The sequence below is a fragment of the Streptomyces sp. bgisy130 genome (genome assembly GCF_057708345.1).
The window spans coordinates 184,980-208,107 of sequence record NZ_JBYISA010000002.1 but is presented as its reverse complement, the minus strand read 5'-3'; the positions used below and the strand labels follow the sequence as shown (position 1 = coordinate 208,107).

The following is a 23,128-nucleotide window of genomic DNA, read 5'->3' as shown; positions in this document are numbered from 1 at the left end:
GATGCGTGCTCGCCTGCGTGGTGCCGCTGCCGTCCTGGTCGGAGTGTGTCTGGTGGCCGGTCCGGTCGCCTGTGGGGAGGCCGGCGGGGCACGGGAGCCGAACGGGTCCGCCGCCGGCGGCGCCCCGAAAATCGGGGTGCTGCTCCCGGACAACACCTCGCGCCTCTACCACTTCGACAAGCCGCTGATCGAGCAGAACATCCACCGGCTGTGCCCCAAGTGCACGGTGGAGACCGTCAGCGCACAGCACGATGTGGCCACTCAGCAGCAGCAGATGGACGCGATGATCACCAAGCGGGTGCAGGTGCTGATCCTGGACGCCGTCGACTCCAAGTCGCTCCGTTCGTCGGTCGAGAGCGCGCGGCGGGCCGGGATTCCGGTGGTCGCCTATGACCGCCTCGTCGAGGGGCCGGTGTCCGCGTATGTCTCCTTCAACGGCGCGACGGTCGGCCGGCTTCAGGGGGAGGCGCTGCTCAAGGCGCTCGGCCCCAAGGCGCGCGATGCCCAGATCGTCATGATGAACGGCGGGGCGACGGACCCCAACTCCGCCTGGTTCAAGCAGGGTGCGCTCGCCGCGCTCAAGGGCAAGGTGAAGATCGGGAAGGCTTACGAGACCGGCGACTGGCGGCCGGAGAACGCCAACCGCAATATGGCCGCCGCCATTTCGGCGCTCGGCGCGGACCATATCGACGGCATCTACTCCGCCAATGACGGACTGGCCGCCGGCATCATCGCCGCTCTTCAGGCCGCCAAGGTCAGTCCGCTGCCGCCCATCACCGGCCAGGACGCCGAACTCGCCGCCATACAGCGCATCGTCAAGGGCGATCAGACCATGACCGTCTACAAGCCGTTCGCGCCCGAGGCCGGCACCGCCGCCGCGATGGCCGTCGCGCTGGGCCGCGGCGAGAAGCTCAAGGGCATCACGACGCACACGGTCAACAGCCCCACCCACCGCGGCATCCCGGCCGTGCTGCTCACGCCGATCTCCGTGAATGTGCACAACATCAAGAACACCGTGATCAAGGACGGCATGTACACGATTGATCAGATCTGTACCCCCAAATTCGAGTCCGCCTGCAAGAAGGCGGGGCTCCTCAGGTAAGGCAGGCAGCCATGGAGTCCGGCGCAACCCTCCGGCGGCCGAGGCCGGCACCGCCCCTGCTGGCGCTGCACGGCATCTTCAAGCGGTATGGCGCCGTCCAGGCCCTGGCCGATGTCGATCTGGAGGTCCGCGCCGGTCAGGTCGTCGCTCTCGTGGGCGACAACGGTGCCGGCAAATCCACCCTGATCAAGGTGATCGCCGGGGTCGACCCCGCCGACGGGGGCGAGATCCAGTGGGACGGGCAGCCCGCCCCGATCACCCGCCCGCACGACGCCCAGGACCTGGGCATCGCCACCGTCTACCAGGACCTCGCACTCTGCGACAACCTCGATGTGGTCGGCAATCTCTTCCTCGGCCGGGAGATCCACCGGGGCGGTGTCCTCGACGAGGTGGAGATGGAGCGCCTGACCCTCGACCTGCTGGACCGGCTGGCCATCCGGATGCCCGACGTCCGCCTCCCGGTCGCCTCGCTCTCCGGCGGCCAGCGCCAGACCGTCGCGATCTCCCGCTCACTCCTCGGCGAACCCCGGCTCGTCCTCCTCGACGAGCCCACCGCCTCCCTGGGCATCGAACAGACCGCGCAGGTCCTCGACCTCGTCGACCAGCTGCGTGAGCGCGGCCTCGGCGTGCTCCTCATCAGCCACAACATGGGGGACATCAAGGCCGTCGCGGACTGGATCGCCGTATTGCGGCTGGGCCGGAACAACGGGTTCTTCGATGTGACGACCACCTCCCACGAACAGATCATCTCCTCGATCACCGGCGCCACGGACAACGCCGTGACCCGCCGCAAGGCACCGGAGTGGGAGGCGGAGCCATGAGCCGGACCTGGGCGCTGCGGAAGCACAAGGCGGCCGGCGCAGCGGTCACCGCTGCCGACCGGCGCCGGCTCACGCCCGAGTTCGGCGCACAGAACCCCCTGGAGATCCTCAAGCGCAGATTCCACAGCGGTGAGCTCGGCTCGGTCCCGGTCGCGCTCGGCCTGATCGTGGTGTGGATCATCTTCGAGAGCCTCAACGAGAACTTCCTCTCGCCGCGCAACCTGTCCAATCTGAGCGTGGACATCGTCGGCACCGGCATGATCTCGGTGGGCGTCGTCTTCGTGCTGCTGCTGGGCGAGATCGATCTCTCGGTCGGCTCGGTGAGCGGCCTGGCGGCGGCCGCGTTCGCGGTGCTGAACGTGAGCCACGGGGTGCCGGAGGGGCTCGCCCTGCTGATCGCGGTGCTCGGCGGCATGGCGATCGGAGCCGTGCAGGGCTTCTTCCTCGCCAAGGTCGGGGTACCGGCGTTCGTGGTCACGCTTGCGGGCCTGCTGGGCTGGAACGGCCTGATGCTCTACATCCTGGGCGCCAACGGCACGATCAACATCGACGACAAGGGCCTGCTCGCGATGCTGACCGGCTACTACTTCCACAATGTGGCCGCCGCGTACGGCCTGGCGGCGCTGGGCACCGCCGGGTACTTCCTCGCTGCGTACCATGACGCGCGCCGGCGCCGGGCCGCCGGAGTGCCCGCCCGGCCGCTGAGCGAGATCCTGCTGCGCACCGGCGTGCTGGCGGCGATCGCGATGGCCTCGGCATTCGTCCTCAACCAGTTCCTGGGCCTCCCCCTGGCCCTGTTGATCTTCCTGGTCGTGCTGGTCGGCCTCGACTATGTGCTGCGCCGCACGCGCTACGGACGCATGATCTTCGCGCTCGGCGGCAGTGTCGAGGCGTCCCGCCGCACCGGCCTCAACGTGGATCTGGTCCGTATCTCGGTCTTCATGATGTCCGGCACGATGGCGGCGGTCGGCGGTCTGTTCCTGGCCTCGCGCGTCACCTCGGCCAGCCAGACCTCGGGGGCGGGCCTGTTGCTGATGGACGTCATCGCCGCGGCGGTCATCGGCGGCACCAGTCTGTTCGGCGGACGGGGCCGGACCTGGTCGGCGCTGCTCGGTGTCCTGGTGATCCAGTCGATCGCCTCGGGCGTGGCGCTCATGGGCATCCAGACCGCCGTGCAGTTCATGATCACGGGTGGTGTGCTGCTCATCGCCGTGGTCATCGACTCGCTGTCGCGGCGGGCTCAACGGGCGCACGGACGGCTCTGACGCGCGCCGCGACGGCGGGCGTCCGGGCCGCGGTACGGCACGGAAGGCGCCGGGCAGCGGCCGCGCGGTCCTCTGGCGGCGGGATGGGGGCCGAGTGGCTCATGCCGGTGCGGACCGGGCCGAGCACCCTTGAGGTGTGGGCGCGCACGCGCCGAGCGCGCAGGAACGGAGCGAGCCATGAAGGATGTCATCACCGCCGGTGTGGACGGTACGCCCGAGTCCCTGTCCGCGATCCGCTGGGCGGCCGAGGAGGCCCGGCTGCGTCATGCGCGGCTGCGGCTGCTGCACGCCTGGGTGCTGCTCGCGCCGGAGCCCAGGTCCCACCCCGAGGCCGGACAGGACCAGAACTACTGGACCCACCGGATGATGGACGAGGCCGCCGCGACGGCCCGCGCACGCTTCCCGGACCTTCCGGTGGACGAGGTGCTGGTGGCCAAGGACCCGCTGGACGCCCTGCACGAGGCCGCGGAACAGTCGGATCTGCTGGTCCTCGGCTCCCGGGATCTGGGGCCGATAGCACGCTATGCGCTCGGTGAGCTCGGTCTCCAGCTCGTGGTGCACACCAACTGCCCCACCGTCCTGGTACGCGCCCGGCAGGACTCCACGGCGAACGAGGGAGCCGGCGAGGTGATGGTGGCGCTGAGCCTCCATGAGCCGTGCGAGGCGCTGCTCGCCTTCGCCTTCGCCAGCGCGGCACGGCGGGGCGTCACCCTGCGCGCCATCCATGGCAGGCACCTGCCCTCGTACGCCTACAACCGCGGCGGCGGGGTGGAGCCGATCGCCGCCGAGCAGGCGGCGCAGGACGCGCGGGAGGATCTGGCCGCCGCCCTGGAGACCTGGCGCGAGAAGTTCCCGGACGTGCGGGTGGACGACCGGGTGGTGCTGGAGAGCCCGGCGCCGGCGCTGCTGCACAGTGCCGCGGACGCGGGGCTGCTCGTCGTCGGGCGCCGGCACCGGGACCGGCACCGCCACCGGCTGCCGGGGCCCAAGATCGGCCATGTCGTGCAGGCGGTCGTCCACCACGCTCCGTGTCCGGTGGCCGTCGTGCCCCATGAATGACCGCACGGCAGCGTGCGCCACGGTCCGTGACGGCCCAGGGGCCGTGCCAGGACGGGCCACGGCAGAAGGCGGATGATGACGGTAAGGGCTCATCCAGCGGGTTCGGCCGCCGACGGCCCGGCGGCTCCGGCCGGGTGTGCGGACCGTGTCCCGCGGCGGCGGCCCCCGGCAAGGAAGCGGAGGCAAGCCATGGCAAAGACAGTCGAGTGGCCCGTCCGTCTGTACCTCTTCGAGGAAGACGGGACGACCAAGGCACGCGTGGAGCTCCGTACCGGAACCACCACCCTCACCGGGCACGGCACGGCGCGGTGCAGCCCCGAGGACCGGGACGTACCGGAGATCGGCGACGAGATCGCGGCCGGGCGTGCGGTGCGGGATCTGGCCGGGCAGCTGCTGCGGGTGGCCGACAGCGACCTCGAAGGGGTCGGTGCGGCACCACCCCGGCGGGAGCGTCGCGTCGCCTACGGCTGGACCGACGCCCTGGCGTGAGCCCGGTGCGGGCGGCGGCACCGGCCGGTGGCTTCGCCGTCCGTGGAAGGAGTCGGCCATGTCGGATGCGACGACCACCGATCTGTACGAAGTCACCATGGCCCTCTCGTATCTCCACGAGGGCATGACGCAGCCGGCGACCTTCAGCTGCTTCGTTCGGGCGCTGCCGCCGGAACGGGGCTTCCTGATCGCCGCGGGGGCCGAGACCGTGCTCGATTTCCTGGCCGGTTTCACGGTCGGGCACGACGATGTCGAGGTGTTCGCCGAGGCGTTGCAGCGGCCGGCGCGCGAGCTGGCGCCGCTCCTGGGCATGCGGTTCACCGGCGAGGTCCGGGCGGTGCCGGAGGGGCGGGTGGTGCTGGCGGGTGAGCCGCTGATGGAGATCACCGCGCCGCTGCCGCAGGCGCAGCTGGTGGAGTCCTTCGTGCTGAATCACCTCACCCACCAGACGGCCATCGCCTCCAAGTGCATCCGCTGTGTGCTCGCCGCGCGGGGCCGCCCCGTCGTGGACTTCTCGCTGCGGCGTACCCACGGCACCGCCGCCGCCCTCCAGGTGGCCCGGCTCGGTGCCATGACCGGTTTCGCGGGCACCAGCAATGTGGCGGCCGCGCATGCCGAGGATCTGCCGGCCGTCGGCACCATGGCGCACTCGTACATCGAGGCGTTCGAGGACGAGGAGGCGGCGTTCACCGCGTTCGCGCTCTGCCACCCCGGTCCGGTGACCTTCCTGGTGGACACCTACGACACCGAGTCGGGTGTCGCGGCCGCGGCCCGGGTGCTCAACGGGCTGGGCCGCGGTGACGGTTCGGCCATCCGGCTGGACAGCGGTGACCTGGCGGAACTGGCCGTGCGGGCCCGCTCGATCCTGGACAACGCGGGCCTGCCGCAGGTGCGGATCGTCGCCAGCGGCGGACTGGACGAGTACGGCGTGCACGACCTGGCGCGGGCGGGCGCGCCGATCGATGTCTACGCCGTGGGCACCCGCGTCGGGGTGAGCGCCGACGCGCCCTCCCTGGACTCGGCGTACAAGCTCGTCGCCTACGACGGCCGGCCGGTGATGAAGCTGTCGTCGGCGAAGCTGACCGCCCCGGGGCGTAAGCAGGTCTTCCGCCTGCCCGGGTGCCACGATGTGCTCGGCCTGGCCGACGAGCCGCTCCCGACGGGCAGTACGCCGCTGCTGGAGACGCTGATGCGCGGCGGTGTGCGCAGCGGCCCGCGGGGCCGGCTGCCGGACGCCCGGCAGCGGGTCGTGGCGGATGTCGCGGAGCTGCCCGCGACGGCCCGGTACATCCGGTCGCCGCACGCGGTGCGGCCGCGGGTGTCGAAGCGGCTCTCCGCCCTGACCGACCGGGTCCGGCGGCGGATCGAGCGCGAGATCCTGGCCCCGTTCGGCTCGCACTCCTGAGGCCGGGAGGCCCGCCGCGGCTTTTCTCCGTACCGTCGTCATATGGCGGAGAAACAGGGCGGCAACGGCCCCGGGAAGCTGCCGCGGTCACTGTACGAGCGGGAGCTGTACCGGCTCCAGACGGAGCTGGTCAAGCTCCAGGAGTGGGTGCGGACCGAGGGCGCCCGGCTGGTGGTGGTCTTCGAAGGACGCGACGCGGCCGGCAAGGGAAGCACGATCAAGCGCGTCACCGAGTACCTCAACCCCCGGGTGGCGCGGATCGTGGCGCTGCCCCGGCCCACCGAGCGCGAGCGCACCCAGTGGTACTTCCAGCGCTATACGGAGCACCTCCCCGCGGCGGGCGAGATGGTGCTGTTCGACCGCAGTTGGTACAACCGGGCCGGTGTCGAGCGGGTCATGGGATTCTGCACGCCGGCCGAGCACCAGCGGTTTCTGCGGCAGTGCCCGGTCTTCGAGCGGATGCTGGTGGAGGACGGGATCCTGCTGCGCAAATACTGGTTCTCGGTGAGTGACGAGGTGCAGGAGCAACGGTTCCGGCGCCGGCTGGAGGACCCGACGCGGCGCTGGAAGCTCTCCCCCATGGATCTTGAGTCGCTGACCCGCTGGGAGGAGTACTCGCGGGCGAAGGACGACAGGTTCGTCCACACGGATATCGCCGAGGCGCCGTGGTTCGTCGTCGAGAGCGATGACAAACGCCGGGCCCGGCTGAACATGATCGCCCATCTGCTGTCGACGGTCCCCTACCACGACATCGCCCCGCCGTCGCTGGAACTCCCGCCGCGGCCGTCCGCCACCGGCTATCAGCGGCCGCCCCGGGACCTCCAGACCTACGTTCCCGATCACACGGCCGGGCTGGAGCGGTGACGGCGGGGCCGCGGTCCCGCTTCAGGACTGCTGCGGCACCACGGCCACGGGGCAGGTGGCGTGGCAGAGCGCGGTGTGCGCCACCCGTCCGAGCTGGAGGCCGAAGTGGCCCTGGCGGTGCTGTGCTCCGGTCACCAGCAGATCCGCGGCGGCCGTACGGTGCACCAGGACCTTGTGGGCCGGCCCCTCGACCGTGACCCGCCGCACCCGCACCGCCGGATACGCCCCGGCCACGCCGTCCAGCGCCTCGTCCAGCAGCGCCGATGCCTGCTTCTCGTGGTAGCGCCGGGCGTCCGCGGCGAGCAGCGGGGCCTCGGTCGAGTCGCGTACCGGGAGGGGCCAGGCGGATACCGCCTCCAGCGTGCACTGGCGGGCCGCTGCCTCGTGGAAGGCGAAGCGGACGGCCGCCGTTTCCCCGGCCGGGTCGGCGATGCCGAGGAGGATGCGGCCGTGCGTGCCCGCCAGTCCGGCCACGTCACCCCGCACCACGATGACCGGGCAGCGGGCGCGAGCCGACACCGCCAGGCTGACCGAGCCCATCAGCAGACCGGCGATCTCGCCACGTCCCCGGGACCCCAGGATCAGCGCCGTCGCATGGAGCCCCTCGTTCAGCAGGGCGGTGACCGCGTCGGTGGCGAGCACCTCCCCCGAGACCTTGACCTCCGGCTGCCGGCGGCGGGCGACGTCCACGGCGGAGGTGACGACGGACTCGGCGAGTACCTGCTCGCTGGGCCGTTCCCCGTCGTCCGCCGGTACCGCGCCCTCGAAACGCTCCCACCGGGAGGCGTAGACGACCCGCAGCGGAAGGCCGTGGCGCGCCGCTTCGTCCGCTGCCCAGTCGAGTGCCCGGAAGGCGGAATCCGATCCATCGGTCCCCACGACCAGCGGATGCTCCATCGCCCTCACGTCCTTCCTCGGATCGGCGCGGACTTGTCCCTACTGCCACCGTCGCACCGGGTCCGGGGTGTGTGCAGGTCCTGACGCGAACCGGGCGGCGGACCGCCCGGTCCTCCGTGATCCGGCGGCGGGCCCGTGCCGCCGGGACAAGCCCCGCAAGGGCACCACGGCTACCGTGGAAGTACGGCTCCGCCCCGCGTGAGGGGCCATCCAGCGGAGGCCATGGTGGGCGACCACGGAAGCGGCCGGCGCGATACTGCCCGGCGCCGGCTCGATACGCTGCCGGACGAGCTCCAGCAGCGTCTCGACGCCCTGCGGCAGGGTCCCGGCGACCCGGCGAATCTGCTGCTGGAAGCCGTGCTGTCGGTGGGCCGGGAGCTGGATCTGCCTCAAGTGCTGCGGCGCATCGTGGAAGCGGCGGTGGTGGTCGTGGATGCCGAGTACGGGGCGCTGGGCGTGGTCTCGGAGGGCACCCGGCTCACCCAGTTCCTGCCGGTCGGGGTCACCGACGCGCAACAGCAGGCGATCGGCCGGCTGCCCGCGGGGCACGGCATCCTGGGTGAGCTGATCCGTCATCCCCGGCCGCTTCGGCTCCCGGAACTGTCCGAGCACCCGTCGTCGTACGGCTTTCCGCCGCACCACCCGCCCATGCACTCCTTCCTCGGGGTGCCCATCCGGGTCGGCGACGAGGTGTTCGGGAACCTCTACCTCACCGAGAAACGGGGCGGCGGCGAGTTCGACGCCGAGGACGAGACGGTGCTTTCGACGCTCGCGGTGGCGGCGGGCGTCGCCATCGAGAACGCGCGGCTGTACGAGGAGGCCCGCTACCGGCAGCGGTGGCAGCAGGCCAACGGGGAGATCGTCGCCAGGCTGCTGCTGCCGGGGACGGACGAGATGGCGGCCCTGGGACTGATCGTGGACAAGGCGCGGGAGATTCTCACCGCGGACCTCGGGGTGATCGCGACCCCCGAACAGGACGGCAGGGCGCTGCATGTCGCCCTTGCCTCCGGCGTCGACGCCGAGGCGCACCGCGGACTGATCCTCCCCCGGCAGGGGTCGTTCATGGGGGCGGCGCTCGACGTGCGGGAGCCGCTGATCAGCACCCAGGTCGAACAGGATCCGCGGATCACGGCGGGGCCGCCGCGGTGGATGGGGCTGGGACCGGCGGTCGCCGTGCCGATGATCACCGGCGGCCGGGCCCGTGGCGTACTGCTGGTGGCGCGGGTACGGGAGCGGCCCCCGTTCACCGAGCTGGAGACCGGCCCGCTGCTGACCTTCGCGGGACAGGCGGCCCTCGCGATGGAACTCGCCGACCAACGCCGGTCCGCCGAGCAGCTCACCCTCCTTCAGGACCGCGACCGGATCGCCCGTGATCTGCACGACCTGGCGATCCAGCGGCTGTTCGCGACGGGGATGACGCTCCAGAGCGCGGTGCGTTTCGTGGACCATCCGGAGGCGAGCGAGCGGCTGCTGCGCGCGGTGGACGATCTGGACGAGACGATCAAGATCATCAGGTCCACCATCTTCGGACTGCGCGCCCATGCGCCGGGCCGGTCCGGCCACGGGCTGCGGGCCCGCACCGTCACGGTGGTCGAACAGGCCGCCCGCGCCCTGGGGTTCACCCCGTCGCTGCGGATGCAGGGCCTGATCGACACCGATGTGCCGGCCGAGCTCGCGGAACATGTGGTGGCGGTGCTGGGCGAGGCGCTGAGCAATGCCGCGCGGCATGCGCACGCCACCACGGTCGAGGTCTCGCTGGCGGTCGGTGGCGGGGCGCTGAGCCTGAGCGTCACGGACAACGGGGTCGGTCTGCCGCGCGATGGCCGGCGGAGCGGGCTGAGCAATCTCGCCAAGCGGGCGGAGAGCGTGGGCGGTGAGATGACGCTGGCGGCACCGGCGCAGGGCGGCACCCTCCTGCTGTGGCAGGCGCCGCTGCCGTCGGTCTGAGCCGCTGGCGGCGCCGTCGGTCTGAGCCGCTGCCGGGGTCAGAGCCGGTACGTCCCGGCCTCCCCGACGGCGGGCGGCGGTCCCTGGGCGGCGAGGACGGCCGCCTGGATACGGCGTTCCACCCCGAGTTTGGCCAGCAGCCGCGAGATGTGGTTCTTGACCGTCTTCTCGGAGAGGTAGAGCCGCTGCGCGATCTGACGGTTCGTCAATCCTGCGCCGATCAGCCCGAGGATCTCCCGCTCCCGCGGCGACAGTCCGGACAGCGCGTCCGCCGCGGGCGCCTCGCCGCTGTCCACGCCGCGCAGGCTGTGCATCAGCCGCGCGGTGGTCGCCGGGTCCAGCATCGAGCGGCCGGCGGCGACCGTACGGACGGCGGCGACCAGGTCGGATCCCTTGATCTCCTTCAGGACATAGCCCGCCGCGCCCGCCATGATCGCGTCCAGCAGCGCCTCGTCGTCGTCGAACGAGGTGAGCATCAGACAGCCGAGTCCGGGCAGCCGCGACCGCAACTCCCGGCAGACGCTGATCCCGTCGCCGTCCGGCAGCCGCACATCGAGCACGGCGACATCCGGACCGAGCGCCGGACCGCGGGCCAGCGCACGCTCGGCGGTGCCGGCGTCCCCGACCACCTCGATATCGGGTTCCGCGTCGAGCAGGTCCCGCACACCACGGCGCACCACTTCATGGTCGTCGAGCAGAAACACCCGGATCGGCCGCTGCGGTGAGAACTCGCGTACGTCGCCCATGGCGTCCTCCACGCTCTCGGTCGTCCGGTGCGGGCGGTGTTTTCATCGTCGTCCTGCCACGGTGCGCACACCAGGGCCGAACGGGGCCGCCGCCTCCGCCGAGCCGACCCCGACCGGCCCCCCGCGAGGGCCGTTCGGCCCCTCCTGCCCGCTTCGCGCCGCGTGCGACGGTCGGGTCCACAGGCGCAGGGGGTGCGTGATGGCTCGCAGCGAGTTCCTCCGGCCGTGGCGGCGCGGCCCGCTCCGGCGGCGTTCGGATGTGGCGGAGGGCTGGCTGGTGCTGGTGACCGCCGTGCTGATCGCCCTGGGCGCGCCGGCCGCCGGGCTGGCCGCCGCGCACGCCGTGGACGACGGCACCGGCCTGGAGCGGCAGGGCCGGCAGACCGTATCGGCCGTACTGACCGAGAACCCGCCGCCCCGGATCGGGGTGGATGTCTCCGGTGGCGTCGGCTCGCGGGTCCACGCGACGGTGCGCTGGACGGCCGCCGACGGGAGCGCGCGCACGGGCGTCACCACGGTGTCGCCGGGCCTGCGGGCCGGTGACCGCACCACCGCCTGGCTCGACCGCCACGGGGCGCTGGTACGCGACCCGGTCACCCCCAGGCAGGCGACGGGCGAGAGCATCGCCGTCGGTACCGTGGCCGGCACCTCGGCCGGGCTGCTGCTCCTCGGCGCCCAGCGCACCGGCCGCGCCCTGCTGAACCGCCACCGCTACGCCCAGTGGGAGCGGGAGTGGGCGGCGGCGGACCCGCACTGGGGGCAGCGGGCGACGTGACACGGCGGGCCACCGCCGGGCGGCGGGCCGTGCGGCGCGCCCAGGGACCGCAGCCGTGGTGCCATGGAAGAGACACCGACGAACGGAATCGTCACCATGACCGGCGCGCTGTCCCTGGCAGCCTGCCTGCACTCCTTGCGGGCCGTCATCTTCGACACCGACGGGGTCATCACCGACTCCGCCGCGGTGCACGCCGCGGCCTGGAAGGGCGCCTTCGACGCCTGTCTCGCGGCCGTCGGCGGGCAGCGCCCCTTCGACCCGGTGGGCGACTATCTGCGCCATGTCGACGGCCGGTCCCGGCAGGACGGCGCGGCCGCCTTCCTGCGCTCCCGGGGCCTTGACCTGCCGCCCGGCGCCCCGGACGACGCGCCGGGCACGGACACCGTGGGCGCCGTCGCGGCCCGCAAGGAAGAGCTGTTCAGCGAACGTCTGCGGAACCACCCCGTGGCCCCCTTCCCCGGCACCGTGCGCCTGCTGGAGGAGCTGCGGCGCCAAGGGGTGCCGTGTGCCGCCGTCTCGGCCTCGTGCCATGCGACCGAGCTGCTGTCCGCGGCCGGGGTGCGCCCGCTCTTCGCGGCCGTAGTGGACGGCAACGAGGCGAACCGGCTGCAACTGCCGGGGAAACCGGACCCGGCGCTCTTCGTGGAAGCGGCCCGGCGGCTGGGGGTACCGCCCGCGGACACCGCCGTGGTGGAGGACGCGCTGGCCGGAGTCGAGGCCGGCCGCCGCGGCGGATTCGGCCTGGTGGTGGGCGTGGACCGGGCGGCCGGCCCGTACAGCGCCACCGCGTTGCGCCGCCGCGGCGCCGATGTGGTCGTGGCCGACCCCGGTGAGCTGCTGACGGCGGGAGCGGGCGGATGACCCATGCCTGGACCTGGTCGTACGAGGGGTACGACCCGGACACGGAACGGCTGCGGGAAACCCTGTGCACCCTCGGCAACGGCTACTTCGCCACCCGCGGCGCGGCGTCCGAGGTGTTCTCCGGGCCCGTGCACTACCCGGGCACCTATGCCGCCGGCTGCTACAACCGGCTCCTCTCCACCGTGGACGGCCGCTCCGTCGAGAACGAGGACATGGTCAACCTGCCCAACTGGCTCCCGCTGCGCTACCGGATCTGCCCCGCCGACGCGGCCCCCGGCCCCTGGCTCTCCCCCGACCACCCGTATCTGACGGAGCACCGGCAGACGCTGGAACTGCGGCACGGCACCCTGACCCGCTGGTCGGTCTACGAGGACGAGGCGGGCCGGCGGCTGACCGTGGAGCAGTGCCGTCTGGTGCACATGGGCGAGCCTCATCTGGCCGCGCTGCGCACCTGTTTCGCGTCCGACGGGTGGTCGGGCGCGGTGGAGGTGGAGGCCGGGATCGACGGTGCGGTCCGCAATGCCGGCGTCGCGCGCTACCGCGGTCTGGCGGACCAGCATCTGACGGGCTGGGAGACCGGCGCCGAGCAGCCGGACACGGTGTGGCTGAGCTGCCGCACCCTCGACTCGGACATCCGTATCGCGCTGGCCGCCCGGACCCGGGTCCCGGGTGGCCACAACGGGGTGGCCCGGCCGCAGCTGACCGCGCTGCGGGCGTTCCACACCCTGGTGCTGCCGGTTGACCCCGGCTCCCCCGCGGTCGTCGACAAGACGGTGGCGCTCTACACCTCCCGCGACCCGGCGATCGAGAGCCCGCGCCACACGGCCGTGGACGCGGTGGCCCTCGCCCCGCACTTCCGGCAACTGCGCGCCGCCCACCGCCGCGCCTGGGAGAACCTTTGGCGGCAGGCCAAGCTGGAGGTCCCCGGAGAGTCGGGCCGGATCCTGAAGCTGCACCTCTTCCATGTGCTCCAGACCCTCTCGCCGCACACCGCCGAGCTGGATGTCGGGGTGCCGGCCCGGGGCCTGCACGGCGAGGCGTACCGCGGGCATGTCTTCTGGGACGAGCTGTTCGTCCTGCCGTTCCTGAACCTGCACCTCCCGCAGGTCTCCCGGGCGCTGCTCGACTACCGCTACCGGCGGCTGCCCGCGGCCTGTCACGCGGCGCGGGAGGCGGGCCGCAGCGGGGCGATGTACCCGTGGCAGAGCGCGGGCGACGGCCGCGAGGAGACCCAGCAGCTGCATCTCAATCCGCGCTCGGGGCGCTGGCTGCCCGACTACTCCCGGCTCCAGCACCACGTCGGGTCGGCGATCGCCTACAACGTGTGGCAGTACGGACAGGCCAGCGGCGACACCGAGTTCCTGCACACCAGGGGTGCCGAGATGCTGCTGGAGATCGCCCGCTTCTGGGCCGCGGCCGCGGACTGGGACGCCTCCCTCGGCCGCTATCGCATCCGCGGGGTGGTCGGTCCCGACGAGTACCACGACGGCTATCCCGACGCCGCCGAACCGGGGGTGGACGACAACGCCTACACCAATGTCACGGCCGCCTGGGTACTGATGCGCGCGCTCGACCTGTGCCGCACACTGCCCGAGCCCCACCAGCGGCAGCTCTTCGAACAGGTGCAGCTCGCCCCGGAGGAACCCGAGCGCTGGGAGGACATCGCGCACCGGCTCCATGTCCCGTACCACCGCGGGGTGATCAGCCAGTTCGCCGGGTACGGGGAGCTCGCCGAGCTCGACTGGCACGGATACCGGCAGCGCTACGGCGACATCCGCCGGCTGGACCGGATCCTGGAGGCGGAGGGCGACACCGTCAACCGCTACCAGGCCTCCAAACAGGCGGACGTCCTGATGCTGGGCTATCTCTTCGCCCCGTCGGAGCTCGCCTCGGTGTTCCGCCGGCTCGGCTACCCCCTCGACGAGGACACCTGGCACGCCACCGTCGACTACTACCTGCACCGCACCAGCCACGGTTCGACGCTCAGCGCCCTGGTCCATGCCTGGGTCCTGGCCCGGGTGCAGCGTCCCGACGCCTGGACGTACTGTGAGGAGGCCCTGACCGGGGACGTGGCGGACGTCCAGGGCGGCACCACGGCGGAGGGCATCCACCTGGGCGCGATGGCCGGCACCCTGGACTTCGTCCAGCGCGGGATGACCGGGCTGGAGACCCGTGACCAGGCACTCTGGCTCGATCCGGCGCCGCTGCGCGAGCTCTCCAAGTTCGGGGTGCGCTTCCGCTACCGGCGTCACTGGGACATCGATCTGCGGATCCGTGCCGAGCAGGTACGGATCGCGGTGCCGGCCTCCGAGAACGCCGCGGTACGGGTGAATCTGCGCGACCGCTCGTTCACCCTCGCGCCCGGTACGTCCCGGCGGCTGGACCTGCCCGAGGACTGAGGGGGCCGAAGGGCCCTATCGGTCATGGCCCGCCCGGCCCTCCTGCCCGGCGCGTCCGCCGCCTTTCATGGTGACAGCGGCCCGGAGGCCGGAATCGTGCGGACAGGTGAGAACCATGCGGCAGTCGACGACACCGAGGCGTGAGAGCCCTATGGGCGCGCCGATCGTCGTCAAACTCTTCGGAGAGCTGGACTACCCCAGCGCGGCGCGTACCAACAGGCGCCTCGACCCGGTGACGGCGGGGGACCGTCCGCACATGGTGCTGGATCTGAGCCGGGTGGACTTCCTCGACTGCGGCGGTATCGGGGTGCTGTGCCGCGCCCGCCGCCGCGCCCGTGCGCACGGCGGCCGGCTCTCCCTGGTGATCACCGACCCGCGCTTCCTGCGCACGCTGGACGCCGTCGGTCTCACCGGCAGCTTCGACATCCTCGGTGCCCCTCCGGACACGGCCCGCCCTGGGGACGACGGGCCGTGCGGCACCGGAGGCGGCGGGTCCATCACCTCCGCAGCGGCCCCTCACAGCTGAAGTCCGCGGTGCCGGCCTTGCCCGAGGACCAGATCTCGGTGGGGCCGAAGGAGCAGTTCATGTCGGCGAAGTTGTTCGCCGCGGGCTCGGCACGGTCGAGGATGAAGTAGTCGACCGTTTCCGCCATGTCCTTGAAGATCTGGTCGGGGCTGCCGGAGTTGCTGAGGTTGGCGGTGATCCGGCCGGTGCACAGGAACCGGCCGTAGGCCGGGTCGCCGCCGTCCTTGCAGGTGGGCCGGCTCCCGGTGGCGGCAATGAGGGCGCTCTGGACGTCGGCGGGGCGGGACAGTTTCAGGGAGCCGTTGGGGACGAAGGTCGTCTTCGGTACGTAGAGGTCGTCGACGATGGCGATCTGGGCGTCGAGGAAGGCGTCGTACTGCTGCTGGAGCCCCTGGTCGGACCCCATGCGGTTGCGCCAGGAATCGAACCCGGCCGGGTCGTCGGCGCGCAGCTGGCGGTACATCTCCTGGAGCTTCGCCGGGTAGTCGCGCCACAGGAACTCGAAGAACGTCCCGGCGTAGTTGTAGAAGCGGAAGCCGTCGCCGTCATAGGTCGCGTGCAGCAGCTGGTTGACGCTCATGCGCGGTCCGCCGCCCGCGGTGTCCGCGATGATGCCCTTGACGAGGGACCGGCGTACGGCGATCCCGTCGTCACGGGTCGAGCCGTCGAAGAATTCGGCGCTGCCCTCGTCCATGGCGGTGGTGCGGTCGCCCTGGTACCAGGGGCCTTCGCCGAAGAAGCCGGGGACGGCGAAGCGGCCGTTGAGGTAGTGGACGTACTCGTGCCGGAAGAGCTCTTCGAGGGTGAGCGTGGAGTCCTGGGGGACGCGGCGCTGGTAGGTGTAGAAGGTGGCGCCGCGCTCGATGTAGACGCCGCCGTTGTTGGTGCCCATGCCGGTGAGCAGCGGGTGGTAGACCTCGTAGTCGGCGCGCGAGGCGTACAGCACGATGTTCAGGGTGGTGTTGGGGTCGCCGGCGAGCGGTTCCGTAGTGCCGACCACCCGGTGGAACTGCGCCCTGACCTGCTTGGACGCATAGTAGAGCTGGTCGACGGTGGCGCGGTCGAGGGCGGTGCGGACCTTGATGGCGCCGTTGTCGTAGGAGTAGGTGCGCGGGAAGATCCGCTTTTCGATGTCCGACTTGCACACCCCGTACGGGGCACAGGCCCCGAAGTAGTTGAGCCAGGTGGCCACCTTGGCCCAGGGCTCGCTGCCCTCGCCGTAGTTCTGCACGGTGGTGGGGAGCAGCGCGCCGAGGTCGGTGATGATGCCCGGCTTGAGGGCGGCGATCTCACCGAAGCGGCCGTACTCCAGGAGGGCATCGCGGATGACCCAGGCGTTGGGTGTGCCCTTGAGGTGGGTGTACCCGACGAAGCCCTTGAAGACGGCGCGGTAGCCGGAGTCGTTGGTGACCGCGGCCTGGAAGGCGGTGTCCTTGTTGCCGGGGTAGACGCCCAGGTAGTTGACGGAGAGCGCGGCGAGGGCGGCGTTCCCCCATGCCGGGTCCTTGTGGGTGGCGGTATGGGACGCGTCCATGGTCGCCAGGACCTTGCGGATCAGGCCGAGTTGATGCTGGCGCAGCCCGGGGGCGCTGGCGGCGTCCAGGGCTTCGCGCAGGGTGTCGGCGTTGGTGCGGGTGACGTCGAAGGTACGGGCCGCGGCGGCGAAGGCGTCGACCGCGCGGCGGATGGTGTCGACGGTGGGGCCGTCGGTGAGGTCGATCTCGTCGTGCGAGAAGTCCTGGTAGGCCACCGCGTGCAGATAGGTGAACATCTCGTACAGATGGCTGGAGTTCTTGCCGTCATGGGCGGCGGCCAGCCCGGTGATACGACGGGCCACGGCCTGGACATGGGCATCGGACATGACGGGGACGAGCCGGCCGTCCCAGGTCCATACGAGCCTGCGCAGACAGTCGTCGGCGGTGACGGCCGGGTCGGCGAGGAAGTCCGCGAACTGTTCGGGGCCGAGCCCCGTGATGCCGTCGAGGGTGCAGGGGGCGACGGCGGATCTGGAGCCGCGCGGCAGGGCGGCGACGGGTCTGGTCTGCGGGCCCGGTATCCGGCCCCGCTCGGTGAGTGAGCGGGGTGCCGGCGCGGGTTCCGGGGTGAACTTCGGTTTCCTGGCGAGGCGTTGGACCTGGTCGAAGGGGTTGGGGGTGGGTCCGGCAGCCCGCTGACCGAGCTGCTGTGCGGGGGTGGCCGACGCGTGCGGCGCGGCCTGGGCCGACTGGACTACCGGCAGGGCGAGGACCGTGACGAGTGTCGCGGCCAGCAGGATCCTGCGCGGTGTGGGCAAATGTGACACCTGAACCTCCGAGAGGGGGTGGGGGGTTGTGGGGGGGGTGGGGCGTTGGCCTTCACTCCACGAGGTGTGACCTATAACATAGTAATGTGAAATTGCACTGACAAGGCTTCAGAACCCACCTTTCCCGGAGGCGTCGACATGACCTCGCGCACCACTCAACTCCACACCGGAAGCCATGACTTGCCGGTCTCGGACGCCCTCGCCGACTTCATGACCGGCCAGTGGGCCACCACCCCGCTCCCCGCCGGCTCCCGCGTCCCCGGCTTCGCGCTCTTCGCCGACCGCCGGTCCCGGCTCACCGCCCGCTTCCCCGGCGAGCGACTGCTCGTCCCCGCAGGCGAGTTGATGGTGCGTTCCCATGACTGCGATCACCGCTTCCGGCCGCACAGCGCCTACGCCTGGCTGACCGGGCTGACGGGCGAGGACCAGCCGGGACATGTGCTGGTGCTGGAGCCGGACGGCGAGGCGGTCCTGTACATACGGCCGCGCTCACCGCGGGACGGCAGCGGGGAGTTCTACCGGGACCGCAAATACGGCGAGTTCTGGGTGGGCCGCCGCCCCGACCTCACCGAGGCCGCGCGGCTCACCGGCATCCGCTGCGCCCACCTGGACGACCTGGTGCACCACACGGCCGACCGGGTGGCCTCCCGCGATCCCGAACTCTCCTGCGTGCTCAGCGAGTTGCGGCTGGTGAAGGACGCCTGGGAAGTCGGACAGCTCCAGCAGGCCGTCGATCACACCGTCACCGGCTTCGAGGACGTCGTACGGTCCCTCCCCGCCGCGCTGCGCCACCCCCGTGGGGAACGCTGGATCGAGGGGGTCTTCCAGCTGCGCGCCCGCGCCGAGGGCAATGGCACCGGGTACGAGACCATCGCCGCCGCCGGCGCCCACGCCTGTGTGCTCCACTGGATCCGCAACGACGGTCCGCTCGACCCGGACCAGTTGCTGCTGCTCGACGCGGGCGTGGAGACCGACTCGCTCTACACCGCGGACCTCACCCGCACCCTGCCGCTGTCCGGGCACTTCTCCCCGGTGCAGCGCCGGGTGTACGAGCTGGTGCTCGCCGCGCAGGACGCGGGCATCGCCGCCCTCAAACCGGGGGCGAGCTTCCGCGACTTCCACCGGGCCTGTGTGACCGTCCTGGCCGAGGGCCTGGCCGACTGGGGTGTGCTGCCCGTCCCGGCGGCGGAGGCGCTGGCCCCCGACAGCGGTCTGTACCGGCGTTACACGCTGTGCAGTTCGGGACATATGCTCGGCCTCGATGTGCACGACTGCGGCCGGGCCCGCGCGGAACAGTATCTGGACGGCGTGCTGACGGAGGGTCAGGTCCTCACGGTCGAACCGGGGCTCTACCTCCAGCCCGACGACGAGACCCTGCCGCGCGAGCTGCGCGGTATCGGCATCCGTATCGAGGACGATCTGGTGATCACGGCGGACGGGGCGCGGCTGATGTCCTCGGCGCTGCCGCGCACCGCCGACGGTGTGGAGGAGTGGATGGCCGGCCTCCTCTCCTGAGGAGCCCGAGCCGGCGGCCCCTCAGGCCCGGCGTACGCCCGGCAGGTGCGGCCGCGGCACCAGCGGCTCGTCCCCGTCGCCGGCCCACAGCGAGCGGACATGACCGAGGTGGCGGGCCATACAGGACTCGGCCGCCTCGGCATCGCCGGTCAGCATCACCTCGAGCAGCTCCACGTGCTCCTCGGCGGAGGGCAGCAGCTGATCGCGCTCGTCGAGACGGGTCAGGCCGTAGAGGCGGGAGCGTTTGCGCAGATCGCCCACGGTCTCCACGAGACGGTCATTGCCGCCGAGGCCGAGCAGTTCGAGATGGAAGCGGCGGTCGGCCTCCAGATAGCCGATGAGGTCGTGCGCCCGGGCCGCCGCGACGATCTCCAGCGCGGCCGGGCGGAGGGCCTCCAGCTGTGCGCGGCCGGCGGCACGGGTGACCAGGCCGACGACCGGCACCTCGATCAGTGCCCGTATCTCGGTGTACTGATCGAGGTCGCGCTCGCTCACCTCGGTGATCCGGAAGCCCTTGTTGCGGACCGGTTCGACCAGCCCCTCCCGGGCCAGGTCGAGCATCGCCTCCCGCACCGGGGTGGCGGAGACCCCGAAGTCCGCGGCGAGCCCCGGCGCCGAGTAGACCGATCCCGGGCGCAGTTCCCCCGCGACAAGGGCCGCGCGCAGCTGATGGGCGACCTGATCGCGGAGCCGCTCCTGAGCGGTGATCAGGCTGCGATGCTTGAGTTCACCCATCGTGCTCCTCCGAGTTGCCGCGAACTGCCAGCGTACAATGTCACGTTGCGACAATTGCCTGATGGCGGCCATCTGCCCCGTCTCCGTCACGCGCCTGACGGGGCCGGCGGCAGCGCACTTTCCGCAGCCGGTCATGAGGGCTCCCCTTTCCCCTTCCAGGAGCGGCAGTTGACCCCCTATTCCCTCGCGTTCTACCTGAACGTGGTCACCACCGGAACGCTGCTCGGCGCTCCGCCGACGGCCTCCCCCGACGAGGTCACCCAGGTCCTGGGCACGGAGTACGCCGAGAACCCCCCGACCGATGCCGACGATCCCTACATGTGGCGCGACTACGGTCTGGCGGAGTTCTCCTGGCAGCGCGCATTCGCCGACGCCCCATGGACCGGCCACCACTTCACCCTCCAGGTGCACCGGCTCGCGCGGGGCGGAAAGATCGTCGGGGAAAATCTCCGCTCCCGGTACGGGCGGTTCGACCGCAGGCTGCGCTTCGAGAAACTCCGCAGGCTGCTGGAGAACCGCGGCACCCCCCTCGTAGAGGTTCCGGATTTTCCCTCGCAGGCGCCGTACTACCGCGTCTACTGGCAGCCCACCTCGCAGGTATCCGTCAGGGTCATCCGGGCCCATGGAAAGTACGCCACACCGGACGATCTGCGGATCGGCGATGTCTACCGCATCCTCGCCCCGATGACGCCCGAAGAAGTGGAGTGGCGCAGGTCGCGGCCGTGGTGAGGCCGGGCCGGCCGGGCGCCGCCGTGCCGGCCCGGGCAGTCGTGCCGTCCGGGCAGTCGCGCCGCGGAGACACCGACTGCGGGTCCCGGGTCCTCTAGCGTGGGGACATGGAGCAATCCGGGGCGGCGGGATCACCGCCCGGCACGGACGAGAGCGGCTTCCCCGCCTATCACGCGGGGCGCTGCGGGAGGCTCGCGGAGCTGGATGCGGAGCTGGTCCGCTGCCGGGCCTGCCCCCGGCTGGTGGCCTGGCGCGAGGAGACCGCCGCCCAGCCGCGCGCGGCATTCCGGGGCCAGGAGTACTGGGCCCGCCCCGTCCCGGGGTTCGGGCCGGCGGACGCGGCGCTGGCCATCGTCGGACTGGCGCCGGCCGCCCACGGCGGCAATCGCACCGGCCGGATGTTCACCGGGGACGCCTCCGGCGACTTCCTGTTCGCCGCACTGCACGCGGTCGGCCTCGCCTCCCGGCCCACCGCGACGGACCGGGACGACGGACTGGAGCTGTACGGGGTACGGGTCACCGCACCGGTGCACTGCGCGCCGCCGGAGAACCGGCCGACGCCCGCCGAGCGCCGTACCTGCCGGCCGTGGCTGTCGGCAGAACTGGAACTCCTCAGCCCGACCCTGCGCGCGGTCGTGGCCCTGGGCGCCTTCGGCTGGCAGGCGCTGCTGCCCGTACTCGGCGAAACGGGATGGCCGCTCCCCCGGCCCCGCCCCGCGTTCGGCCACGGGGTGCGGCTGACCCTGCCCGCCACCGGGCAGCGGCGGGAACTCCAGGTGCTCGGGAGCTACCACCCCAGCCAGCGCAACACGTTCACCGGCCGGCTCACCTCCGACATGCTCATCGAACTCCTCACCCGCGCCGCCGAGGCCGCTGGCCTGAGACCGTCAGCGGACTGACTCCCGAGGCCACACCAGGCGCCGCCAAGCAGGACGCGACCCACGACTCCGCCGCCGTGCGGCCCCGGACACCGACTTCTATCCTGGAGCGGAACGGCTGCGCGGACCGGCGGGTGGTGCGCCCGAAGGGGCGCGGGGAACTGCGCGCCCAGCCACGACGCAGCCGCAGACGGAGATGCAGACAGACGCACCCGCATGACCGCTCGGCACTTTCCGCGGAACGCAGAGGAGTGCGCGTGGCGAACAAGGTCGAGGAGGCCGTTTCGGACGGCTCCTTCTCGCGCCAGGACCGGGCAGTGATCGCCGCTGCCGCGCTGTCCATGCTCATCGTGCAGATGGACTGGTTCGCACTCGATCTGATGCTGCCGGTCATCGCCCGCGACTTCGGGACCTCGTCGACCGACCTCCAGTGGCTGATCAGTGGATACATGCTGGCCATCGGCGCGTTGATGATCGTCGGCGGCCGGACCGCCGATGTGCACGGGCGACGGCGGGTCATTGTGATCGGCCTGCTTGTGTTCGCCGTCATGTCGGTGGTGTGCAGCGCCGCACAGAACGCCCCCTGGCTCGTCGGCGCGCGCGTGGTGCAGGGGACCGGTGCGGCGCTGATCTTCCCGGTGTCCGTGGCGGTGGTGACCAGTTACTTCCGGGACGCGCGGCAGGGGCCCGCGGTCGGTACGGTGCTCGCGTTCAGTTCCATCGGCACCGCCCTCGGGCCGTTCGTGGGAGGTGTCTTCGCCGAACACGTCAGCTGGCGTGCGGTGTTCCTGCTGAATGTGCCGGTGTGCCTTGCCGCCACGCTGCTGGTGCTCCGCTTCGTCCCCGAGAGCCGCGACGCGCAGGCGACCCGCCGCCTCGATCTTCCCGGTGCGGCGACCGTCGCCCTGGGCCTGGCGTGTCTGATGCTCGCCGTCGACCAGGGGCCGGGCTGGGGGTGGGCCTCCGCACCCACGCTGGCCACCTTCGCGCTGGGGGTCGCCTTCCTGGTGCTGTTCGTGGCGGTGGAGCGGCGGGCGCCGGAGCCGCTGATCGAGCTGTCGCTGTTCCGCAATGTGAAGTTCGACGTGATCACTCTCGCGGGCTCGCTGTCGAATGTGGTCTATTGCCTGATCGCGGTGCTCTCGGCGCTCTATCTACAGCAGGCACGGGGGCTGTCGCCGTCCCAGGCCGGGTTGATCTTCCTGGCCCTCTCCTGCGGCGTCGGAGCGGCGAGTTACCGGGCCGGACACCTGGCGCTGCGCTGGCACGCCGAGACCCTGATGGCCTGCGGCATGCTCACCAGCGGTGCCGGGTTGCTGGCCCTGACCTGGGTGCGGCCCCTGGGCTGGTACGCGGTGGTCTTCGTGATCTGCGGAGTGGGCATCGGGCTGGGGTGGGCGCTGACGAATGTGGCGACGCAAGCGCATGTCCCCGCGGAGCGAACCGGCGCGGCGTCGGGTCTGGTGCTGACGTCGCTGGTGCTGTTCGGCGCGGTGAGCGTGACGATCGCGGCAACGGTACTGGAGGCCGTCAGCGGCTCCCCCACCACCGCGGCCGCCGACGGCCCCGCCATCGAGGCCGTCCTCCGCGGCACGTCCGTACTGGCCTTCCTCGGCGCCTTCGGCCTATTCGCCATCCGCCGGCCACGGCTGCGGGCGCGAAGCGTGGCGGTGGAGGATGGCGCCTGACGTTCAGGAGGTTGTGTTCGTTGTCCGCCGAGTACGCCTCGGCGAAGCTGTCGTAGTCATTCACCTGGGCCGGATCTGCGGGCTGGGCGGGAGTCTCGGGCATGCCGGTTACTCGGTCCATCGTC

20 protein-coding genes are annotated in these 23,128 nt (G+C 71.7%); 16 read left to right on the top strand and 4 right to left on the bottom strand.

Translation table 11 applies throughout. The features are described 5' to 3' along the window. Nucleotide 1 precedes the first annotated feature (1 nt). The 7 genes from AC3EUV_RS03665 to ppk2 all read left to right on the top strand — a co-directional run bounded on the left by AC3EUV_RS03665 (nucleotide 2) and on the right by ppk2 (nucleotide 7,005). Nucleotides 2–1,102 (top strand): substrate-binding domain-containing protein, encoded by a 1,101-nt coding sequence (locus AC3EUV_RS03665; RefSeq protein ID WP_432145698.1) that lies wholly within the window; start codon nucleotides 2–4, stop codon nucleotides 1,100–1,102. A gap of 11 nt (nucleotides 1,103–1,113) precedes the next feature. Next, nucleotides 1,114–1,923: an ATP-binding cassette domain-containing protein gene (locus AC3EUV_RS03660; protein WP_432145699.1), complete on the top strand. Its 810-nt coding sequence runs from the start codon at nucleotides 1,114–1,116 to the stop codon at nucleotides 1,921–1,923. Continuing rightward, complete coding sequence (locus AC3EUV_RS03655) at nucleotides 1,920–3,188, top strand: sugar ABC transporter permease (protein ID WP_432145700.1); 1,269 nt, start codon at nucleotides 1,920–1,922, stop codon at nucleotides 3,186–3,188. The genes AC3EUV_RS03660 and AC3EUV_RS03655 overlap by 4 nt, the downstream gene beginning before the upstream one ends. Before the next feature lie 177 nt (nucleotides 3,189–3,365). After that, nucleotides 3,366–4,247, top strand: coding sequence for a universal stress protein (locus tag AC3EUV_RS03650; protein ID WP_432145701.1), 882 nt, complete (start codon nucleotides 3,366–3,368; stop codon nucleotides 4,245–4,247). Nucleotides 4,248–4,436: 189 nt separating this feature from the next. Then, entirely contained in the window at nucleotides 4,437–4,736 is a 300-nt protein-coding gene (locus tag AC3EUV_RS03645; RefSeq protein ID WP_432145702.1) for a dsRBD fold-containing protein, read from the top strand. A 58-nt stretch (nucleotides 4,737–4,794) separates the two neighbouring features. Beyond that, nucleotides 4,795–6,141 carry a nicotinate phosphoribosyltransferase gene (locus tag AC3EUV_RS03640; RefSeq protein WP_432145703.1) on the top strand — a complete coding sequence of 449 codons (1,347 nt, stop codon included), beginning with the start codon at nucleotides 4,795–4,797 and terminating at the stop codon, nucleotides 6,139–6,141. A 42-nt stretch (nucleotides 6,142–6,183) separates the two neighbouring features. Then, complete coding sequence (gene ppk2 / locus AC3EUV_RS03635; protein ID WP_435602128.1) at nucleotides 6,184–7,005, top strand: polyphosphate kinase 2; 822 nt, start codon at nucleotides 6,184–6,186, stop codon at nucleotides 7,003–7,005. 21 nt (nucleotides 7,006–7,026) lie between these two features. Here ppk2 and AC3EUV_RS03630 read toward each other — a convergent pair whose 3' ends face one another. Continuing rightward, on the bottom strand, nucleotides 7,027–7,902 hold the full coding sequence (locus tag AC3EUV_RS03630) for a universal stress protein (RefSeq protein WP_435602127.1): 876 nt from the start codon (nucleotides 7,900–7,902) through the stop codon (nucleotides 7,027–7,029). A 222-nt stretch (nucleotides 7,903–8,124) separates the two neighbouring features. Between AC3EUV_RS03630 and AC3EUV_RS03625 the strand changes: the two genes are divergently transcribed. After that, a complete protein-coding gene (locus AC3EUV_RS03625) occupies nucleotides 8,125–9,849 on the top strand; it encodes a sensor histidine kinase (RefSeq protein WP_432145706.1) in 1,725 nt (574 codons plus the stop codon). A 38-nt stretch (nucleotides 9,850–9,887) separates the two neighbouring features. On the opposite strand, the gene AC3EUV_RS03620 is transcribed toward AC3EUV_RS03625, so the two are convergent. Beyond that, the gene (locus tag AC3EUV_RS03620) at nucleotides 9,888–10,595 is read right to left on the bottom strand and encodes a response regulator (RefSeq protein WP_432145707.1); all 708 of its coding nucleotides are present in this window, start codon (nucleotides 10,593–10,595) and stop codon (nucleotides 9,888–9,890) included. A gap of 199 nt (nucleotides 10,596–10,794) precedes the next feature. On the opposite strand from AC3EUV_RS03620, the gene AC3EUV_RS03615 reads away from it, so the two are divergent. From AC3EUV_RS03615 to AC3EUV_RS03600, 4 genes are all read left to right on the top strand, one after another. Beyond that, a complete protein-coding gene (locus AC3EUV_RS03615; protein WP_432145708.1) occupies nucleotides 10,795–11,370 on the top strand; it encodes an Rv1733c family protein in 576 nt (191 codons plus the stop codon). Nucleotides 11,371–11,466: 96 nt separating this feature from the next. Then, on the top strand, nucleotides 11,467–12,231 hold the full coding sequence (locus tag AC3EUV_RS03610) for an HAD family hydrolase (protein ID WP_435602270.1): 765 nt from the start codon (nucleotides 11,467–11,469) through the stop codon (nucleotides 12,229–12,231). Beyond that, on the top strand, nucleotides 12,228–14,630 hold the full coding sequence (locus tag AC3EUV_RS03605) for a glycoside hydrolase family 65 protein (RefSeq protein WP_432145709.1): 2,403 nt from the start codon (nucleotides 12,228–12,230) through the stop codon (nucleotides 14,628–14,630). Before AC3EUV_RS03610 ends, AC3EUV_RS03605 begins: the two co-directional genes overlap by 4 nt. Nucleotides 14,631–14,781: 151 nt before the next feature. Then, nucleotides 14,782–15,156, top strand: coding sequence for an STAS domain-containing protein (locus AC3EUV_RS03600; protein ID WP_432145710.1), 375 nt, complete (start codon nucleotides 14,782–14,784; stop codon nucleotides 15,154–15,156). Here AC3EUV_RS03600 and AC3EUV_RS03595 read toward each other — a convergent pair. Continuing rightward, nucleotides 15,128–17,458, bottom strand: coding sequence for a collagenase (locus tag AC3EUV_RS03595; RefSeq protein WP_435602126.1), 2,331 nt, complete (start codon nucleotides 17,456–17,458; stop codon nucleotides 15,128–15,130). The two genes, AC3EUV_RS03600 and AC3EUV_RS03595, sit on opposite strands and share 29 nt — an antisense overlap. Nucleotides 17,459–17,596: 138 nt before the next feature. Between AC3EUV_RS03595 and AC3EUV_RS03590 the strand changes: the two genes are divergently transcribed. Continuing rightward, complete coding sequence (locus AC3EUV_RS03590; RefSeq protein WP_432145712.1) at nucleotides 17,597–18,973, top strand: aminopeptidase P family protein; 1,377 nt, start codon at nucleotides 17,597–17,599, stop codon at nucleotides 18,971–18,973. Nucleotides 18,974–18,994: 21 nt separating this feature from the next. Here AC3EUV_RS03590 and AC3EUV_RS03585 read toward each other — a convergent pair whose 3' ends face one another. After that, complete coding sequence (locus AC3EUV_RS03585) at nucleotides 18,995–19,708, bottom strand: GntR family transcriptional regulator (protein ID WP_432145713.1); 714 nt, start codon at nucleotides 19,706–19,708, stop codon at nucleotides 18,995–18,997. A gap of 168 nt (nucleotides 19,709–19,876) precedes the next feature. Here AC3EUV_RS03585 and AC3EUV_RS03580 point away from each other — a divergent pair, with 168 nt between their 5' ends. The 3 genes from AC3EUV_RS03580 to AC3EUV_RS03570 all read left to right on the top strand — a co-directional run bounded on the left by AC3EUV_RS03580 (nucleotide 19,877) and on the right by AC3EUV_RS03570 (nucleotide 23,003). Then, nucleotides 19,877–20,437 (top strand): hypothetical protein, encoded by a 561-nt coding sequence (locus tag AC3EUV_RS03580; RefSeq protein WP_432145714.1) that lies wholly within the window; start codon nucleotides 19,877–19,879, stop codon nucleotides 20,435–20,437. 107 nt (nucleotides 20,438–20,544) lie between these two features. Further along, the gene (locus AC3EUV_RS03575; protein ID WP_435602125.1) at nucleotides 20,545–21,336 is read left to right on the top strand and encodes a uracil-DNA glycosylase; all 792 of its coding nucleotides are present in this window, start codon (nucleotides 20,545–20,547) and stop codon (nucleotides 21,334–21,336) included. A 236-nt stretch (nucleotides 21,337–21,572) separates the two neighbouring features. Continuing rightward, complete coding sequence (locus tag AC3EUV_RS03570) at nucleotides 21,573–23,003, top strand: MFS transporter (RefSeq protein WP_435602124.1); 1,431 nt, start codon at nucleotides 21,573–21,575, stop codon at nucleotides 23,001–23,003. Nucleotides 23,004–23,128 lie beyond the last annotated feature (125 nt).

Bases quoted from the DNA above. Each gene is read 5' to 3' on its own strand.
- AC3EUV_RS03610 (WP_435602270.1), top strand. From the start codon at position 11,467: ATGACCGGCGCGCTGTCCCTGGCAGCCTGCCTGCACTCCTTGCGGGCC.
- AC3EUV_RS03645 (WP_432145702.1), top strand. From the start codon at position 4,437: ATGGCAAAGACAGTCGAGTGGCCCGTCCGTCTGTACCTCTTCGAGGAA.
- AC3EUV_RS03630 (WP_435602127.1), bottom strand. From the start codon at position 7,902: ATGGAGCATCCGCTGGTCGTGGGGACCGATGGATCGGATTCCGCCTTC.
- AC3EUV_RS03640 (WP_432145703.1), top strand. From the start codon at position 4,795: ATGTCGGATGCGACGACCACCGATCTGTACGAAGTCACCATGGCCCTC.
- AC3EUV_RS03605 (WP_432145709.1), top strand. From the start codon at position 12,228: ATGACCCATGCCTGGACCTGGTCGTACGAGGGGTACGACCCGGACACG.
- AC3EUV_RS03585 (WP_432145713.1), bottom strand. From the start codon at position 19,708: ATGGGTGAACTCAAGCATCGCAGCCTGATCACCGCTCAGGAGCGGCTC.
- AC3EUV_RS03620 (WP_432145707.1), bottom strand. From the start codon at position 10,595: ATGGGCGACGTACGCGAGTTCTCACCGCAGCGGCCGATCCGGGTGTTT.
- ppk2 (WP_435602128.1), top strand. From the start codon at position 6,184: ATGGCGGAGAAACAGGGCGGCAACGGCCCCGGGAAGCTGCCGCGGTCA.
- AC3EUV_RS03575 (WP_435602125.1), top strand. From the start codon at position 20,545: ATGGAGCAATCCGGGGCGGCGGGATCACCGCCCGGCACGGACGAGAGC.
- AC3EUV_RS03665 (WP_432145698.1), top strand. From the start codon at position 2: ATGCGTGCTCGCCTGCGTGGTGCCGCTGCCGTCCTGGTCGGAGTGTGT.
- AC3EUV_RS03600 (WP_432145710.1), top strand. From the start codon at position 14,782: ATGGGCGCGCCGATCGTCGTCAAACTCTTCGGAGAGCTGGACTACCCC.
- AC3EUV_RS03650 (WP_432145701.1), top strand. From the start codon at position 3,366: ATGAAGGATGTCATCACCGCCGGTGTGGACGGTACGCCCGAGTCCCTG.
- AC3EUV_RS03655 (WP_432145700.1), top strand. From the start codon at position 1,920: ATGAGCCGGACCTGGGCGCTGCGGAAGCACAAGGCGGCCGGCGCAGCG.
- AC3EUV_RS03625 (WP_432145706.1), top strand. From the start codon at position 8,125: ATGGTGGGCGACCACGGAAGCGGCCGGCGCGATACTGCCCGGCGCCGG.
- AC3EUV_RS03660 (WP_432145699.1), top strand. From the start codon at position 1,114: ATGGAGTCCGGCGCAACCCTCCGGCGGCCGAGGCCGGCACCGCCCCTG.
- AC3EUV_RS03615 (WP_432145708.1), top strand. From the start codon at position 10,795: ATGGCTCGCAGCGAGTTCCTCCGGCCGTGGCGGCGCGGCCCGCTCCGG.
- AC3EUV_RS03590 (WP_432145712.1), top strand. From the start codon at position 17,597: ATGACCTCGCGCACCACTCAACTCCACACCGGAAGCCATGACTTGCCG.